Genomic DNA, 16,978 nt, shown 5'->3' with positions numbered 1-16,978 from the left:
AAGCAAAAATTGAGAAGCTTTTAACCGGAGTAGAAATGGCTATTTGACTGTCTGAGGATTAATGGCTATGTTAAACACTATGATTTATCCTTTCAAACTTATTTTAATCTTAAAAATTTTAATTGAGACTGGAAACCAAAAGAGAATACAGAAATTAATTTCGTATTAATTTATTCAATATGTTAATTTTACTTTGGTCTTTATGATTCTTCTTCCTTCTTCTATAACCATCTAATAAAGACTTTTTATAAATCTTGAGGTAATCATCAATCGTTAGCAAATGATATTTCGCTCCGCCATCTTCAAAAACCTTAGTCTACATCTGCAAATGGTTTTAAATCCTCAATGTAAGCAATGCCTATTTTTGTATTAGTTTTCTTAAATTCATGCTCATGTAAATCAACCATTTTGTATCCATGCAGTTCCATCACTTTTTTAGTTTTTCCCACTTTTCCTCTAAAAAAATTAAAGGAATAAGGAGATCAATATCTTCTGGAGAAAAGTCTAACCCAGTTACCTTTTCAAGACCTAAAGATCCATATAATAATGGAATTATGTCTAACTCTTTATTAAACGTTTTAGCTATATTGATAAATTCATTATACAATTTCATTTTTCATCCCCATTATTTGGTGATTAATTATTAAGATTCAACTGGCTCTTGAATTTTCATAAGTCCTTCAATACTTTCATGTGGTATATATCTCAAAGGGTTATTTTTTCAAACATCCTGAAAGTCATCTGTACAATATCTAAAAAGCCTTGAAAACTGAATTAAAGAAAAACATCAAAATGATAATGGCTAGCACAACAACAATTTCAAAAGTATGTGAACTGCCATCTTCTTTTTCTTGTTCTTTCTTCTCCCTCATTTGTTCCCTATATTTTCTTTGTATTTCATCCTTTTTCCTATCCACCTTACTCGACCCCTTTCAACATAAAGTAAAGCCAAGCAATTCTGAAATTCCTTCTTTTGACAAGTTCGAAAATACCAATGTATAAGCGTAATGCCTAATGGATTTTAAACTCAAAAAAACAAAGCCCCTCCGATAAACCAGAAAAAAGGAAATGGAAACATAATTGCATTTAAGACAATCCCATATACTGCACACCGTTTATTTGTCTTTATTGAAACGAACGCTAAAATGATTCCTATAGGAGAAAGTAATAATGGAAAAAACACCGGCATTCCTTGCCATGGAATTGACATAACTCCCGTAAAAAAATTAATAATTAAGATAGCTGAGATAATTGGAATCGTGATTGAAAAAATAGCTGCAGCTTTTCTAACATTCATATTGAAAGCAAGTCTCCGTTCTCTTTAAAATCGTAGTTTTATTTAGTCTTGAGAAAGTTGTCAAAATCTCTTTCTTTCATTTCAGGCAGAGTTATATCAATCCCTAACATTTTTATTAATTCTTGTACGTAGCTTTTTATTGCAAGCATATTAAATGGGAAATCGAAATCAAATTCCTCTTTAACGCTTAGAATATCCATTGCATACGAACAATTATGCTTCATACCCAAAAGATCATCATTAAAGCTTAATACATCTTTATACGACTGATCAGATAACTCAAAGTGAGTAACTAAATAAACACTAATATGGTTTCCACCTTGAGCATCAAAATCCACTAATCTTTCATCAAGTACTAATAAAAATGCAGATCTCTCAATAATCTAATTCTGCCTTTCCTGATATAAATCGTTTTATAAAAGAGTATTACATGCACTTATACTCTTCTACCCAGTCGTGATATTTTTCATAAAGTGGACGTATTCGTTTGAAATCAAGAGCTATGACTTCACATCCACGGTCATCATAGATAAAGAAAATAATGTTTTTTGTAATGTTCACAAAGAAAACATCAGGGTAATCAATAGAATAGCCTCCGAATTTCGGTTTCAATGGAAAATCTTCATTACTGGCTGCTTTAAGTAATTCAGTTACACGTAAGTCTCGAGGTTTGCATAACAAGGAAAATTGTTGCATCTCGTATTCTTCAGCTTTATTGATTTCGAAAGGGTAGGGATATGTCTTCACCAGAATTTGATTCAAATGATTTTTACACTTTAGAAACGGTTGATAGACCTTTAATTTTCTTATACATTTCTCTTTCTTGTGCTTATACATATTCGTCACAAGGAATATGTCATCGTTTTGTTTAAATAATTCATTAAAAATGATTGTTATTTGCTCATATACAACTTGGAACCTCTTAAGATTCAATTCTTCTTTCTCTTTGAGTTCATAGATATTTTCCCCAAGACAAAAATGGATTCCTATGCCCCATTGATTATAGATGCTAGGAATAAATTCGAGGTTTTGAAACCTTTCCTCCATATACTCCATTATCTTCATTTAGACATTCTCACTTTAGGAATATGATCTTTTTGGAATATCAACAACTCATGCAGTTCGATGTTTTGATAGGGCCAGACTTTATCAAACAGCTCTCTCGGATACCGCTCCATTTCGTTATTATATAGCTTTCTGACAGTTGGATACTCATGATCAATATCTCTGGAAAGTTTCCGGATACTGATCTTTCTTTGGTCTATAATCGTTTTTAACTTTGATTTAATCATATTCTCACCTTTTAGTTATTTTTGATCACTTAAAATGATCATTAAGTTTATAATGGATCCTTGACCTCGCTGAATTTAATAATCCCGCTCTTCATGTTCAAATCCATAAGTACCTTTTATCCACACATCGCCGCAGCCTGGACTTTTTGTTATTTCCAACTGATCACCTTCTACTCGGTCTGCTGCACTGTAGTCCAAATAACTTCCTGTGAATTCTTTCTCGCTCCTTGATAATATCCATCAGTTAGAGCTATTCTGCTAAGTTTCATATTTAGAGTACAGTCTTTATTATTGTGTATTGTGAATTTATAACCAAGTGAGGTCAAAATTCCGGTCGATCAAAACAAAGTCTACATTTGTTTAATCCACCGTTAGCTTTGCTTCAGCATTCGGAAGAGTAAAACTTGAGACTAAGCCTAAGCAAACCAAAGTTAAACGATTAACCCTTTTCATCCCTCTCTCCCTTTACCCTGTTGTGTCATAATTTGGTAAATGAAAGGGATTTTTGACCGTGCATAAGGAAAAGGATTGTGATGATTTAAGCTACGCTGCTACCCTCCCAATGTTTTGCAGAAAAACCGAGTCCCAGATCCAAAATATTACAGCAAATGAGACACTAAACAAGTATATTTCATATCCCATCAGAAAGTTTAAGGTGTTTTTTGGATCAGTAATGAAAGCGAAGAATAACCATACTAAGAAGGAAAAGAATATGTATATGAGTAAATATTTCGCGTTAAACCTTTTTGGATTGCGATTTAAGAAATATTGAACAGGTGCAGCAAAGATTAAATAAAAGATAAAGAGAAGAACACTTATTAGGAAGTATGGTATGTAGCCGTCATAACCAATGCCAAAAACATAAACAACAGCAGCTGATAACGCGGACAAGACATGAACAAATATGATCCTTAAAACTTGCATGTTTATAACCTCTTTCTTAATGAATGATTCTTCAACATTGTCTAGATCCTCCTTAAAATCACTTTAAAACTACTGTTCTACTCAGAAATTAAACATCTTGGTCGCATTTCTCATTCTTCCGCCATGGATTAGTATTTCGGCGAGTTATCGCAACAGGTATTAAGAGTAGAGTACCGACAATAAGCAACATAAAAAAGATCACAAACAGCGCACCTGTTCCCGGAACAATTTCTTCATAGGTAATAAAGCGCTTCTCTCCCTGCAGGACGAAGAACCGAGAATTTTCGAGAAAGACCAGATGAAAAGCGATAGACGTCCATAAGCTTCCTGTTACAATACGCAGGAGTTGAAGGATGCATCCAAAAGTCAACAATAAAACGATGTAATCTAATGTGATAGCAGGTGATTCAATTCCAACTATATATTGCAAAACACTTACAATTATTGGTGCAAGCACAAACAGGATTGGTTGTAGGAGTAAGGCCATAAAACAGTTCCAACGCTTATTTAGAGCATAGTACACCGTCCCGCGAAAAGTTAATTCCTCTGGAAAAGCTTCATAAAAGAAAGCGATAATCATATTTAAGAGCAATGCTGTCACTAAATGGACAGAGAAGTGGAATTGTGTAACTTTGATCCAGCCTAATAAATGGGCGATAGCGAAACCAGACCCGGATAATACAATCACATATATTGCTCCTATTATGGCTTTCGGAATGGCTTGCCGCCACTCAGACAGTCCTATAGAATAAAAGGGTCTACTAGACATCCGTTTAAGAAGAATGTAGAGCAACGGGACAGTTATTAATGTGACTAAACCTGCTTGGATGCCTTGCTTCAAAAGCTTGGAAGCTCCTGCTTGGCTAGCCATTGAACCGACTAAAGTAGCAAAAAACAAAGCAAATACGAATGTTCCCCAACTGAGCAAGACAGTTCCTAACCATTTATGATGATTGTCTTGTTTTCCGCTTTTGGTGAGATGAATTTGCATTTGGATACCCCTCTCACATCATTCATATTAAGCACTATAAGCCCTACTATCACTATACGTTCTATAGCTGTTATGGTTTCAAATTCCTGCATTACCCCTCTTACAATTCCACTCTTCCTCTAAAATAGCGTAATAATATTCATCCCACCATTCATTGCCTTTCGGAATACATTTTTTAAAAAATCCTTCTCTTCTCATTCCGATCTTCTCCATAACTCGGTATGAAGGAATATTCTCAGGTTGACACGTAGCTATAATCCTATGTAAGTTCATTTCTTTAAATCCATATTCCAAGATAGCTTGGGCTGCCTCAGAAGCATACCCTTTATTTTGATAATTGGGATTAAACACCCACCCAATTTCGTATGTATGTTCACCAAAATACTTATAAAAAACAATATGACCTATAAGAAAGTCTTCATCTATTAGTATGACAGGGAATTTTTCAGCGTTATCACCTTTGTTTTTATTTACAAATGCCTTTGCATCTTCTTCAGTAAAAACCCCTTCAGGTATATACTTCATTACATTACTATCAGATGTATACTCATATACAGCTTGCCAATCTTTGAATTCAAATTCACGTATCAATAACCTTTTTGTTGTGATATGCATTAAAGCAACTCCCCTCTAATATACTTAATCTTTATTTCAATATGAAGACAACAATAACCTCTTTAAAACTATCCTTATTCAACAATATTGCCTCTTACTAGAACAACTCAAGGATTACTGACTGTGAACAAGCAATGGAATATGATTCTCAAAAATAATTCCCTTATCCTTCTCTTAATTTTAACAGGAGGCTTTTTTGTTTTTTAAGATAACATTAATCTTCCTTATTCATTTAAATATGATAAAATATTACATATTTAATATAGGAGGGCTTGTGTTGGAGCAAATGATCTCTTCTTCTAAAGTCAGAGTAAAAATATTGGATATTTTATTGAGAAAGGCTCATTTGAAGTTGAAAGTAGAGGTCACACTTCTTAAATATGTATTATTCCCCCTCAAAAATTTTGAGGGGATTATTTTTATGATTTGTGTCCTCCAGTAAGCTTTACCGGCTTATAAGAGACTTAAATGAATCACTTAAATTGATTAACCATTTTAAGAATTAAACATTTCTCAAAAACAGATTTTATTTGTGGATTTACGACGCATCTCAAATAGTCTCGATAGCAATTCTTTGTTAAATTCAAGTGCCTCATAGACTAGAAGATCCATCTCTTCAATATGTTGCTCATCTAAGGACGGTTTTTCAATTTCTGATACTTCAATCAAATCTTATTTAAACTACGTTAAATGTTCTGGAAACACCATTGATGTCCATTTCATTAAATTATCATTGTTTATATGTACACGATGATTCTTTCTAAAGTAGTACCCAACTAGTTTGAGTTACAAAAAACATTCTATAAATCATAATTGATCCCTTTAAAGTCACGAAACCTATATAAAAATTTCTATCTGACCGATATTTCGTCCTTCTCCCCATCGGTATTCTCCTTTAAATATATAACTCCTAATTCACCATTTAATACAGAAAGAATTAAATATAACTTTCATACAAACTGGTTAAGGCAACTTCTCATCCCTATTCCCCTGAATTCCCCAACCTTGTTGATCCCCTTAAGGGAAAACTAAAGTAAAACAAATTCATCGACTTTTTCTTTAAAAAACCATTCACATTTTTACGTTTAAGCAGCATTCTCCTTTTTACAGGAAAGAATCATTCCGTCTGAACATTACGATATACATATAGTATCCGAATGATATGGCGAAGGGCGGAGGTTATAGTGAAAACGAGTATTATTGTTCTAACTTATAATCAATTAGCTTTAACAAAACAATGCTTGGAGAGCATATGGAAGCATACGAATAATGACTGTATAGAAGTAATTGTTATAGATAACGGCTCTCATGACGGTACACGTGACTACCTCAAACAGATAACTTCAATTAAGGCGATTTTTAATAAAACGAACGAAGGTTTCGCAAAAGCCTGTAATCAGGGTCTTGAAGTTGCCTCAGGGGACAATATTCTTTTTTTAAACAATGATACTGTTGTAACAAATCAATGGCTGGAGCCAATGATCAAGCTGCTTTATCAGGATGATAAAATCGGCATGGTCGGGCCTGTAAGCAATTATGTCAGCGGTCCGCAGCAAGTTCCCGTTAACTACACAAACGTTGAAGAAATTGAAGATTTTTCTCGTCTTTACTGTTTGCAGCAGCGAGGCAGGTCAAAAGCTGTATTGAGACTGGTCGGATTTTGCCTGCTTGTCAAAAAGAAGGTGTTGGATCAAGTCGGCGATTTTGATGAACGTTTTGTAGGCGGTTCATTTGAGGATGATGATTTAAGCCTCCGCGTACTGCAAGCGGGGTATCAGCTAAAAATCGCTCTTGATTCGTTTGTCCACCATCACGGTCATGCAACGTTTACAGGCAATCCAGATTTAAGCATCAGTCAATTATATGAAGAAAACCGGCAACGCTTCATCGATAAATGGAAGGTGGATGTAACAACATTCTTTGACTCCCAGCCCCAGCTGACAGCACTTGTGCCAGCGGAAGCCGACTCTATCTTACATATCGGTTGCGGCACGGGAGCTGCGGGGACAGAGCTTTTGAACCGGCAATCCTGTTTATTGTATGGGATTGAAATGGATGAGTTATTACAGACCATTGCAAGCCCCTATTACGAACAAGTCATTTCGGCAGATGTGGAAACATGCGACCTCCCTTACCCTGAGTCCTTTTTCGATGTCATTTTGATCGGTGACCTTTTAAACTGCTCAAAAAATCCCAGACATACAATTGAGACTCTTGCCGTTTATCTAAAGCCTTCTGGCTCGCTGATTTGCAGCATCCCAAATACTGCCTATGCAGATACATTTTTCTCTTTATTATGTGGTGCATCGACGTACACACATTTCATCACACCTCGCAACGTAAATACCCTATTTCCTGAATATCTTTATGACATAAAATCCATCACCTCCCATTCCTCCGATACTGAATCAAACATACAGCTCTTTTTACAAGAACTTCAATTCCTTGCCGGGCAATTTGGTTTGTCTTTGGATCACTTGTCAAAACATGCCCATATTGATTACATGTTTGTCCATGCCATAAAGAAAAAACAGAATAAAACGGAGGTGGCGATGTGATTTCAATCAGTTTATGCATGATTGTAAAAAATGAAGAGGCTGTTATTGGCCGATGCTTAGATTCTGTGCAGGAGATAGCTGATGAGATCAATATTGTGGATACCGGGTCAGTTGACAAGACGAAAGACATTGCTGCTCGCTATACAGACCGAATCTTTGATTTTAAATGGATTGACGATTTTGCGGCAGCCCGAAATTTTTCGTTTCAGCAGGCGACATCCGACTATATCTTATGGCTTGACGCGGACGACGTGTTTACCAAGAAAGATCAAGAGCTGTTATTGGATATAAAAAGAACGCTTGATCCGGATATAGACGCGGTCTCAATGAAATACCATTTGGCTTTTGATGAAGAAAATAACGTCACATCCAGCTTAAGGAGATACCGGCTCGTAAAACGGGAAAAGAGCTTTAAATGGATCGGCGCGGTTCATGAATACCTAGAAGTATATGGGAAACTTCACCACAGTGATGCAGCGGTTTCTCACCTGCCACTTAGTCATGACGCAGATCGCAACCTCCGAATTTATGAAAAAATGGCCTCGTCAGGAAAGGATTTTTCTCCAAGAGATTTATTTTACTATGCGAACGAATTGTGTGATCACGGAAAAATGGAGCAAGCGATTGAGTACTATTTACGTTTTTTACAAACGAAGCAGGGATGGGTCGAGGATAATATCAGAGCGTGCAATAAATTAGCAGACTGCTACCATTCACTGGGGCTGAAGGAAAAAGAATTAAGCTGGGTGCTCCACACGCTCGTCTATGGACCGCCTAGAGCAGAAACCTGCTGCAGGCTGGGATACTCTTTTTTAGAAAAAAACGATTTTCAGAGTGCGGTCTATTGGTATGAAAAAGCAATAGAAAACAAAGGAGCAGAAAACCTGGCTTTTCAAAACCGCGCCTGCGCGACCTGGCTTCCCCACCTGCAATTAGCCGTCTGCTACGATAAACTCGGCCAGCATCAGCTTGCCTATCAGCATAATGAATCGGCATTGCAATACCGTCCCCATGATTCAAGAATGCTAGCCAACAAAAAATATTTTGAAGATATTCTAAAGATGCAGACCGGCTCCGGGGGTGAACATCATGGAAATCAATAAAAATTCACTTGCTGATTCTATGAAAGAGTATGAGCTAAAAGATAAAGAGTATTACAAAGGCATCAACTGGCAGCTATTTGATCTGATAGAACCGCATGCGAAAACCATTCTTGAAGTCGGATGTGCTGAAGGCTTGTTTGGCGCAGCTGTGAAGGAAAAAACGAATTGCTCCTATTATGGGATCGAGTCTTATCCACCAGCTGCCGAAAAAGCAACACATTATATTGACGAAGTAATAACGGGAGACATTGAAACACTGAAGCTGCCTTTTCAAAAAAACACATTTGATCACATTATCTTCGGTGATGTTCTGGAGCACTTAATAGACCCGTGGGCAGTTTTAGGTAACATCAAGCCTTATGTAAAAGAAACAGGGAGTATCTTGGCAAGCATCCCGAATATCGGACATATCTCGATTTTCGAAAGTCTGCTGTCCGGCAAATGGACGTATATACAGGCAGGGCTGCTCGATAAAACACACTTCCGTTTTTTCACCTTGGAGGAAATGAAAAAGATGTTTCATGAAACGGGCTACAAGATCAGCCAAATCGAGCCTATTGTTTTTACGACTCATTATTATGAAAAAATGATCAGCAAACTTGCTTATGTCAGATCATGCATGGGAATTCACCATGCAGATCTTGAGGAGGAGGCCAGAGCCTATCAATATGTCATAAAGGCAGAGAAAAGATGAATCAGCATACAAACGAAAATTCAATTAGCTTCATTACATGCGTGAATGACGATACCCTTTATGATCTCTGTCTAAGACATATTCAGTCTCTTTCTGTACCGCCGCATATGAAGGTAGAATTAATCAATATCCGAGACGCAGACAGTATGGCGTCCGGCTACCAGGCGGCAATGGAGGACTCTGACTCAAAATATAAAGTGTATTTACATCAGGACACATTTATCATCAATCGTTCCTTTATTTATGATATTCTCCATGTCTTTCAGCAGAATGATCAGCTTGGCATGATAGGTGTCATAGGAGGTGAAGAAGTGCCGCAAAGCGGGATTTGGTGGGAGGCTTCTAAAAAAGCCGGAAAAGTCATTGAATACCGCAGTACTTACAGTTATTTATCATTTGATGAAATAGATGAAATTGTGAAAACAGTTCAAGCATTGGATGGTTTATTGCTAGCTACTCAGTACGATGTTCCATGGCGAAAAGATATTTTTGACGGATGGCATTTATATGATACTTCTCAATGTTTTGAGTTCAGAAAAAAAGGATATATAGTGGGCATCCCTCATCAGAAAGAGCCTTGGGTCTTACATGCATGCGGCAACGAGTTTGATACAAACCAGTATTCTTATTACCTCAAAAAATTTTTGGAGGAATATTCCGGAACATGATAAGGTTTCAATACCACGACAAAGAAACCTACTGTTTAAAAGTAGGTTTCTTGTTTCATATGCTTGAATTTTTTAAAAAGTGATTTTTTAATTCTCTATTATTAAGGGAACCTAATAGCATTTATATCTAGGTTTAGTGCGCTGCTGCCACTCACATTACTTACTGTTGTGAAGATTATCCTAATCTCATAAGAAGTCGTGCCTGTGACCGTTGTAGCATCTACATACGTTGTAGCAATTGGAAATCTTGACGTAATTGCAGCGTTGATATTTCTTTGGACGGAGCGTGTATCTACTAATACTCCATTTCTATAAATTCTGGTTTGAAAAGTAAAGTTTGAGTTAGCTGTCGTTGTAACATCTACAGAAATGGCAAGGTCTAATTTTATTAATTGTCCTGCGACTGTTGGCACACTTAAAGTACCAATCGACGTTTCAGTACCGTTAATAGCAACCGGAACGGGGCCTGCTATTTCACTGTAAAACAGCTGTGGATTTGCCCCGGTTGAACCGGTTGGTCCTGTTACTCCCGTGGCACCTGTTGCTCCGGTTGCTCCGGTTACTCCTGTTGCTCCGGTTGCTCCGGTTACTCCTGTTGCTCCGGTTGCGCCAGTTGATCCGGTTGCGCCAGTTGATCCGGTTGCACCAGTTTCTCCGGTTACTCCTGTTGATCCGGTTGGTCCTGTTGGTCCTGTTGCTCCCGTTGCACCAGTTAATCCTGTTACTCCTGTTACTCCGGTTGCTCCGGTTACTCCCGTTGCTCCGGTTACTCCTGTTGCTCCGGTTGCGCCAGTTAATCCTGTTGCACCAGTTTCTCCGGTTGATCCAGTGGCTCCGGTTACTCCTGTTGCACCAGTTTCTCCCGTTGATCCGGTTGCTCCGGTTGCTCCGGTTACTCCCGTTGATCCTGTTGGTCCGGTTGATCCAGTGGCTCCGGTTGCTCCTGTTACTCCCGTTGCTCCAGTTGATCCTGTTGATCCAGTGGCTCCGGTTACTCCTGTTGCACCAGTTTCTCCCGTTGCTCCGGTTGCTCCGGTTACTCCCGTTGCTCCTGTTGGTCCGGTTGATCCAGTGGCTCCGGTTGATCCTGTTACTCCCGTTGCTCCGGTTGATCCTGTTACTCCCGTTGCTCCGGTTGATCCTGTTACTCCCGTTGCTCCGGTTGATCCGGTTGCGCCAGTTGCTCCGGTTGCTCCTGTTACTCCTGTTGGACCGGTTGGTCCTGTTGATCCTGTTACTCCAGTTGATCCTGTTACACCTGTTACTCCTGTTGCACCAGTGGCTCCGGTTACTCCCGTTGCTCCAGTTGATCCTGTTGCGCCAGTGGCTCCAATTGCTCCAGTAACTCCGGTTGATCCTGTTGGACCGGTTACTCCTGTTGCGCCAGTTAATCCGGTTACTCCCGTCGCACCAGTTTCTCCTGTCGCACCAGTTTCTCCTGTCGCACCAGTTTCTCCTGTCGCACCAGTTTCTCCTGTCGCACCAGTTTCTCCAGTTGATCCTGTTAATCCTGTTGCTCCAGTTTCTCCCGTTGCTCCTGTTTCTCCTGTTGGACCGGTTGGTCCTGTTTCTCCCGTTACTCCGATTGATCCTGTTACTCCTGTTGATCCTGTTACTCCCGTTGATCCTGTTGGTCCGGTGGCTCCAGTTGATCCTGTAGCTCCAGTTGATCCGGTTGGTCCTGTTGGACCTGTTTCTCCGGTTGATCCTGTTGATCCTGTTACACCTGTTACTCCTGTTGCGCCTGTTGATCCTGTTGCGCCTGTTGATCCAGTTGATCCTGTTGCTCCAGTTGATCCAGTTGATCCGGTTGGTCCAGTTGATCCTGTTACTCCTGTTGCTCCCGTTGACCCAGTTACTCCCGTTGCACCTGTTGATCCTGTTGCGCCTGTTGATCCTGTTGGACCGGTTGATCCTGTTACTCCTGTTGATCCTGTTGATCCAGTGGCTCCGGTTACTCCCGTTGCACCAGTTACTCCCGTCGCACCAGTTTCTCCTGTTGGTCCTGTTGGACCGGTTACTCCTGTTGCACCTGTTACTCCAGTGGCTCCAGTGGCTCCGGTTACTCCCGTTGATCCTGTTGCTCCAGTTGATCCAGTTGATCCGGTTGGTCCTGTTGGACCTGTTTCTCCGGTTGATCCTGTTGATCCTGTTACACCTGTTACTCCTGTTGCGCCTGTTGATCCTGTTGATCCGGTTGGACCGGTTGGTCCTGTATCTCCAGTTGCACCAGTTACTCCAGTAGCTCCTGTTTCTCCTGTTACTCCAGTAGCTCCTGTTGGACCGGTTACTCCGGTTGATCCAGTTTCTCCTGTTTCTCCTGTTGCTCCCGTTGATCCGGTTGGTCCAGTTGATCCTGTTACTCCTGTTGCTCCCGTTGACCCAGTTACTCCCGTTGCACCTGTTGATCCTGTTGCGCCTGTTGATCCTGTTGGACCGGTTGATCCTGTTACTCCTGTTGCTCCTGTTGATCCTGTTGATCCAGTGGCTCCGGTTACTCCCGTTGATCCTGTTGGTCCGGTTGCTCCAGTTTCTCCGGTTGATCCTGTTGATCCGGTTGGTCCTGTATCTCCAGTTGCACCAGTTACTCCCGTTACTCCAGTTGCTCCCGTTGCACCTGTTGGTCCCGTTGCACCTGTTGGTCCAGTCGGTCCAATTCCCCCAGCAGACTCTATTAAAGAAACATCATCAATTAGAACAGACCCAAAAGTAGTTTTGCTTATTACCACTACTGCGTTTACTGCTTCAGCGGGGGTTTCAATTGTTCTATATATTTCATTCCATGTATTAAATGAGACATTTGGCAAATTTCCGGAAGCAATGATAATTTCCTGTCCGCCTTCAATCTCTTCGCCTTCACTGTTAACAAATAAAATTTGTATAGTTACTTGGGGACTTGAATTGTTTCCAATTCTCCCAAGCGAAACGATGAATATCAGAGATTGTCCAGAAACGACAGGCACGATCTGCCCTAAAAAAGCATACGGCTGGTTACTGAAAAACTGTGCGGAATATCTTCCAGAATGGGCAAAAGTATTAATAACGGACGTATTTGCAGAAGCCCAGCCCGTCAGATTGCCTGTTTCAAAACCTCCATTTACAATCACATCATTCACTCAACTTCATTCCCTGCCTTTTTGAATAGTTCCAGCTATTATATGCAGGAAAAATGCCATCGGTCTTTCACTTCGCTAGCTGAAATAAAAAAAAGATGAATGCCCCGAATCACTTTTTCTCCCAGACACTGTAAAGACCGGTACATGGAACCTGAAAAGAAGAAGCAGTAAATTAGCTTCTTAGACGGCCGAGAGAATGAAGTTTGGACTTGATTTAAAGACAGAAAAAGCTTTTCGGGAATTTGCAATGCGATTGAGGATTTCACATATCCTAGATTGAGAAGCGGACGCTAATGAAGAAGTTTTATCAGACTAAGAAAGAGCAACTCAAAGTCAAAAAAACGTTTTATAAAAGCTGCTGGCAAGGGTACCAACAGATTAGCTACTATTATCACAAGATTGCTATTTTATTTATTTAATTAAAGTTGCGCCTAACAAATCTTTGCTTGTCCCATTTCTTATATATTGGTGACTAGGAGATATCATAGTTCTTTCCCCTATTAAACGGGACATTAAGGTTTTTCTCTCTGGATTATCAAATGGATATAATTTTAAGTATAGACATAGTTATCACTAAACCTGAAAACAAATACTTAAACATTCATTTGGATTTTTAAATCTTTTGCAAACGTTTTGGAGCCTAATAGCCCTTTTAAATATTTCAATTCCTTTGACCAATTCACTTTTTTATCCTCTTAAGCTATTTATTCAATGATGTTATTCAGAATGTCTTTCATCGTTTTCTTTTGTTCAGACATAATGAATTTTGATTTTGTGTAATCGTTAGCCAGCTCATGTTTTAAAAAGGACTCTTCTATGTAAGCATCTTCACATCTTTGCACTTACAAGTTTTGCAGAAATGATGCTTAAGAAAGCAATTTCCATGTCAATCCGATCGATACATTGATCTGTAATGCCGGCATGATCAAGATAAAATGCTTTAATGTTGTCTGCACCCTTCCCGGAAAAGTAATTCTTAAACGCTTTTCTTAGCTTCATCAGTTGATTGAAAGCTCTTTGCGGCTTTCTTTTTTATTTCTCGAATTGTTTGTCATTGAGCAAAAATATTAGCGTCTCTTCAATTTCTTTTTCTAAATCATTATTATTTAAATCGAATAATGTTCCACAACCCGTCCCTTTATATCCACCGTAGTAATACCACAAATCCGTTGTGAAACAGTCTAATTCTTCATCACAGACTATTGCAGGTTGATAGTAATTAATTGCTATTTGTGAACGGTATTCTTTTTCAAAACTCTCTCAGCTGTAAAATCATTTAGCACATCTCCATCTATGTCTCTACAAACTTTGATGCTGAGATTTGGTTTATCCTGAGCTTCAAAAACACCTGCATACTTATTCTGCAGCTTTTTCGATACTACTTCCCCCAGGCTCTCCAACTCAAATATTACTTGCTTTAATTCTTGAGTTATATCCTTTTCTGGAATCTGTATATAACCCTCATCGAGTGGACTTTGATTTTTCTGTTTCTTGAGTAATTGACTAAAAGCTTTCCACACAGTATTGTCCTCCTATGATAGCTTCTTTAGACGTGCCTCTATGAAAATGGTCATTTGGTGATCAGCTTCACGAAATGTCTCAGCAAATGTTTCAATTCCGGTATCCTAGAAACATGGCGTTCGATAATCATGCCCACGGAAGCCCCAGCTGTGTGGACCAGTTGCAAGCATAAGCATTCTGCGATTCATTACCGACCTTGTCAAAGAAATACTAAATAAAAAAAGAACCTTTATTTTACCATTGGCTTACTTTTGAAAATTTATAAATTATTATTATATTGAAAAGTGTTGGTATGATGTATACAAGACCAGTTCCAAGTAGACCTATTACTGAACTAGCAATTAATAATATGCTGAAGACTGGTTTATTATTTGTCTGGATTGAAGCAAGCATGGTTATAATTCCCGCCAAAGCACCTAAAAACCATAAATTCCCCAAAGTGTAAGAGTCATCTATAACCGCAAACAGTTGAGCCAGTACAGAAAAAACCACTCCTAATCCCCCGGAAAAGATAGTCAATTTTTTCATAGAAATCTCCTTTTTGAAAATTGATTTAGATTTCAACGTAATTATGGATTTTTTTGGTTATGATGTCAATGATAATCATCCACCTTGCTCATCTTATTATTGCTGGTAGAAGTATTGAACAATGGAATTATCACAGAATTTGTCGAATTATTTATGCGTATTGCTTCCTTAAGCGTGGAATTATTTCCCTAATTGAAAATTTAGTACATAGAATTATTAGTGACATAGACTAAAAGTGACCCTGCTTTTTAGCAGTGCCGCTCCATAATTTATTACCTATTAACATAAAAAATCCCCTGACACCTTTAGTGCCAAGGGATTGAGAGATTAATACTGAGACATATATTGCTCGCGCTCCCAAGGATGAACTTGTGTGCGGAACATATCCCATTCGATTTCTTTTGCTTCGATGAAGTGTTCGAATAGGTGCTCGCCCAGCGCTTTTACCATGACTTCGTTTGATTTGAATTCTTCTAGCGCTTCCGCAAGTGTTGCTGGAAGGTCAACGATTCCGTTTTCCATGCGCTCTTCTTTGCTCATCACATAGATGTTGCGGTCGATTGGAGCCGGCGCTTCCAGTTTGTTTTTGATTCCGTCTAATCCTGCAGCAAGCAATACGCTAAGTGCAAGGTACGGGTTAGCAGCTGGGTCTACGCTGCGTACTTCAACACGTGTGCTGATGCCGCGGGAAGCCGGGATACGGATAAGCGGGCTTCTGTTTTGCGCGCTCCATGCTACATAGCAAGGTGCTTCATAGCCAGGAACAAGACGTTTGTAAGAGTTTACTGTCGGGTTTGTTACTGCTGTAAAGCTTGTTGCGTGCTTCACGATACCTGCAATGAAGTGTTTCGCTGTTTCACTTAACTGAAGATCTGCGTTTTCGTCAAAGAATGCGTTAACACCATTTTTGAAGAGTGATAGATTGCAGTGCATACCTGAACCGTTCACACCGAACAATGGTTTTGGCATAAATGTCGCATGCAGGCCGTGTTTGCGGGCAATTGTTTTAACAACTAGTTTAAATGTTTGGATGTCATCACAAGAGCGGACTGCTCCAGCATATTTAAAATCGATTTCGTGCTGACCAGGTGCTACTTCGTGGTGAGACGCTTCGATTTCAAAGCCCATCTCTTCAAGCTCAAGTACGATATCGCGGCGGCAGTTTTCTCCTAAATCAGTTGGAGCTAAGTCGAAATAACCGCCTTTGTCGTTTAGTTCAAGCGTTGGCTCGCCTTTTTCGTCCAATTTGAATAAGAAGAATTCAGGCTCAGGCCCAAGGTTAAAATCACTGAAGCCGAGGTCTTCCATTTCTTTCAGAATCCGTTTTAAGTTGTTTCGCGGGTCACCTTCAAAAGGTGTGCCATCCGGATTATAAATATCACAGATGAAACGTGCTACTTTACCTTTTTCAGCTGTCCATGGGAAGATAACAAATGTATTTAGATCTGGATACAGGTACATGTCTGACTCTTCGATACGAACGAATCCCTCAATAGAAGAACCGTCAAACATGACTTTATTATCAAGCGCTTTTCCAAGCTGGCTTACAGGAATCTCAACATTCTTGATTGTTCCAAGAATGTCAGTAAATTGAAGACGGATATACTTCACGTTTTCTTCTTTTACTAATTTTTCGATATCTTCTCTAGTGTACTTTGCCATTTGGTAAAA

General features: G+C 39.2%; 16 protein-coding genes and 3 pseudogenes. 4 read left to right on the top strand and 15 right to left on the bottom strand.

Annotated elements, in window-relative coordinates; all coding sequences use genetic code 11:
• Window positions 1–154 precede the first annotated feature (154 nt).
• The 10 genes and pseudogenes from NSQ83_RS09640 to NSQ83_RS09595 all read right to left on the bottom strand — a co-directional run bounded on the left by NSQ83_RS09640 (window position 155) and on the right by NSQ83_RS09595 (window position 5,788).
• Window positions 155–613, bottom strand: a pseudogene (locus NSQ83_RS09640) (hypothetical protein).
• A 139-nt stretch (window positions 614–752) separates the two neighbouring features.
• The gene (locus NSQ83_RS09635; RefSeq protein ID WP_047182651.1) at window positions 753–917 is read right to left on the bottom strand and encodes a hypothetical protein; all 165 of its coding nucleotides are present in this window, start codon (window positions 915–917) and stop codon (window positions 753–755) included.
• 110 nt (window positions 918–1,027) lie between these two features.
• The gene (locus tag NSQ83_RS09630; protein WP_198879152.1) at window positions 1,028–1,297 is read right to left on the bottom strand and encodes a hypothetical protein; all 270 of its coding nucleotides are present in this window, start codon (window positions 1,295–1,297) and stop codon (window positions 1,028–1,030) included.
• 38 nt (window positions 1,298–1,335) lie between these two features.
• Window positions 1,336–1,680: a hypothetical protein gene (locus tag NSQ83_RS09625; protein WP_198879156.1), complete on the bottom strand. Its 345-nt coding sequence runs from the start codon at window positions 1,678–1,680 to the stop codon at window positions 1,336–1,338.
• Window positions 1,681–1,723: 43 nt separating this feature from the next.
• Window positions 1,724–2,362: a DUF3885 domain-containing protein gene (locus tag NSQ83_RS09620; protein WP_198879153.1), complete on the bottom strand. Its 639-nt coding sequence runs from the start codon at window positions 2,360–2,362 to the stop codon at window positions 1,724–1,726.
• Entirely contained in the window at window positions 2,359–2,589 is a 231-nt protein-coding gene (locus NSQ83_RS09615; RefSeq protein ID WP_003231687.1) for a helix-turn-helix transcriptional regulator, read from the bottom strand. The genes NSQ83_RS09620 and NSQ83_RS09615 overlap by 4 nt, the downstream gene beginning before the upstream one ends.
• A 543-nt stretch (window positions 2,590–3,132) precedes the next feature.
• Complete coding sequence (locus NSQ83_RS09610) at window positions 3,133–3,513, bottom strand: UPF0715 family protein (RefSeq protein WP_029726895.1); 381 nt, start codon at window positions 3,511–3,513, stop codon at window positions 3,133–3,135.
• A gap of 88 nt (window positions 3,514–3,601) precedes the next feature.
• A complete protein-coding gene (locus NSQ83_RS09605) occupies window positions 3,602–4,504 on the bottom strand; it encodes a CPBP family intramembrane glutamic endopeptidase (RefSeq protein WP_172480892.1) in 903 nt (300 codons plus the stop codon).
• Between the two features lie 78 nt (window positions 4,505–4,582).
• Window positions 4,583–5,119 (bottom strand): GNAT family protein, encoded by a 537-nt coding sequence (locus NSQ83_RS09600; RefSeq protein WP_015483262.1) that lies wholly within the window; start codon window positions 5,117–5,119, stop codon window positions 4,583–4,585.
• Window positions 5,120–5,632: 513 nt separating this feature from the next.
• The gene (locus NSQ83_RS09595; protein WP_231940250.1) at window positions 5,633–5,788 is read right to left on the bottom strand and encodes a YolD-like family protein; all 156 of its coding nucleotides are present in this window, start codon (window positions 5,786–5,788) and stop codon (window positions 5,633–5,635) included.
• 512 nt (window positions 5,789–6,300) lie between these two features.
• Between NSQ83_RS09595 and NSQ83_RS09590 the strand changes: the two genes are divergently transcribed.
• Genes NSQ83_RS09590 through NSQ83_RS09575 form a run of 4 tightly spaced genes read left to right on the top strand, consistent with a single transcriptional unit; the run spans window position 6,301 to window position 10,142 of the window.
• Window positions 6,301–7,677, top strand: a complete 1,377-nt coding sequence (locus NSQ83_RS09590; protein ID WP_088467671.1) for a glycosyltransferase — start codon at window positions 6,301–6,303, stop codon at window positions 7,675–7,677.
• Entirely contained in the window at window positions 7,674–8,780 is a 1,107-nt protein-coding gene (locus tag NSQ83_RS09585) for a glycosyltransferase (RefSeq protein ID WP_046663163.1), read from the top strand. The genes NSQ83_RS09590 and NSQ83_RS09585 overlap by 4 nt, the downstream gene beginning before the upstream one ends.
• Window positions 8,767–9,474 (top strand): class I SAM-dependent methyltransferase, encoded by a 708-nt coding sequence (locus NSQ83_RS09580; protein WP_071578101.1) that lies wholly within the window; start codon window positions 8,767–8,769, stop codon window positions 9,472–9,474. The genes NSQ83_RS09585 and NSQ83_RS09580 overlap by 14 nt, the downstream gene beginning before the upstream one ends.
• The gene (locus NSQ83_RS09575) at window positions 9,471–10,142 is read left to right on the top strand and encodes a glycosyltransferase family protein (protein ID WP_198879154.1); all 672 of its coding nucleotides are present in this window, start codon (window positions 9,471–9,473) and stop codon (window positions 10,140–10,142) included. Before NSQ83_RS09580 ends, NSQ83_RS09575 begins: the two co-directional genes overlap by 4 nt.
• A gap of 101 nt (window positions 10,143–10,243) precedes the next feature.
• Here NSQ83_RS09575 and NSQ83_RS09570 read toward each other — a convergent pair whose 3' ends face one another.
• From NSQ83_RS09570 to glnA, 5 genes and pseudogenes are all read right to left on the bottom strand, one after another.
• Window positions 10,244–13,258, bottom strand: coding sequence for an NTTRR-F1 domain (locus NSQ83_RS09570; protein ID WP_339239186.1), 3,015 nt, complete (start codon window positions 13,256–13,258; stop codon window positions 10,244–10,246).
• Window positions 13,259–13,971: 713 nt separating this feature from the next.
• Window positions 13,972–14,266: pseudogene (locus NSQ83_RS09565) on the bottom strand (T7SS effector LXG polymorphic toxin); the annotation flags it as partial.
• Window positions 14,267–14,290: 24 nt separating this feature from the next.
• Window positions 14,291–14,778: pseudogene (locus tag NSQ83_RS09560) on the bottom strand (hypothetical protein).
• Window positions 14,779–15,013: 235 nt separating this feature from the next.
• Window positions 15,014–15,307, bottom strand: coding sequence for a hypothetical protein (locus NSQ83_RS09555; protein ID WP_174223215.1), 294 nt, complete (start codon window positions 15,305–15,307; stop codon window positions 15,014–15,016).
• Window positions 15,308–15,634: 327 nt separating this feature from the next.
• Window positions 15,635–16,969: a type I glutamate--ammonia ligase gene (gene glnA / locus NSQ83_RS09550; protein ID WP_003231737.1), complete on the bottom strand. Its 1,335-nt coding sequence runs from the start codon at window positions 16,967–16,969 to the stop codon at window positions 15,635–15,637.
• Window positions 16,970–16,978 lie beyond the last annotated feature (9 nt).

The sequence above is a fragment of the Bacillus sp. PS217 genome (assembly GCF_037963535.1).
Taxonomy (GTDB): Bacteria; Bacillota; Bacilli; order Bacillales; family Bacillaceae; genus Bacillus; species Bacillus subtilis.
Note: the sequence above shows the minus strand (reverse complement) of the source record. Positions and strands in the feature narration are given on the sequence as shown.

What these genes read in the sequence shown, in the direction of transcription:
- NSQ83_RS09630 (WP_198879152.1), bottom strand. Translation starts at nt 1,297, where the DNA reads ATGAATGTTAGAAAAGCTGCAGCTATTTTTTCAATCACGATTCCAATT.
- NSQ83_RS09620 (WP_198879153.1), bottom strand. Translation starts at nt 2,362, where the DNA reads ATGAAGATAATGGAGTATATGGAGGAAAGGTTTCAAAACCTCGAATTT.
- NSQ83_RS09615 (WP_003231687.1), bottom strand. Translation starts at nt 2,589, where the DNA reads ATGATTAAATCAAAGTTAAAAACGATTATAGACCAAAGAAAGATCAGT.
- NSQ83_RS09610 (WP_029726895.1), bottom strand. Translation starts at nt 3,513, where the DNA reads ATGCAAGTTTTAAGGATCATATTTGTTCATGTCTTGTCCGCGTTATCA.
- NSQ83_RS09605 (WP_172480892.1), bottom strand. Translation starts at nt 4,504, where the DNA reads ATGCAAATTCATCTCACCAAAAGCGGAAAACAAGACAATCATCATAAA.
- NSQ83_RS09600 (WP_015483262.1), bottom strand. Translation starts at nt 5,119, where the DNA reads ATGCATATCACAACAAAAAGGTTATTGATACGTGAATTTGAATTCAAA.
- NSQ83_RS09580 (WP_071578101.1), top strand. Translation starts at nt 8,767, where the DNA reads ATGGAAATCAATAAAAATTCACTTGCTGATTCTATGAAAGAGTATGAG.
- NSQ83_RS09575 (WP_198879154.1), top strand. Translation starts at nt 9,471, where the DNA reads ATGAATCAGCATACAAACGAAAATTCAATTAGCTTCATTACATGCGTG.
- NSQ83_RS09555 (WP_174223215.1), bottom strand. Translation starts at nt 15,307, where the DNA reads ATGAAAAAATTGACTATCTTTTCCGGGGGATTAGGAGTGGTTTTTTCT.
- glnA (WP_003231737.1), bottom strand. Translation starts at nt 16,969, where the DNA reads ATGGCAAAGTACACTAGAGAAGATATCGAAAAATTAGTAAAAGAAGAA.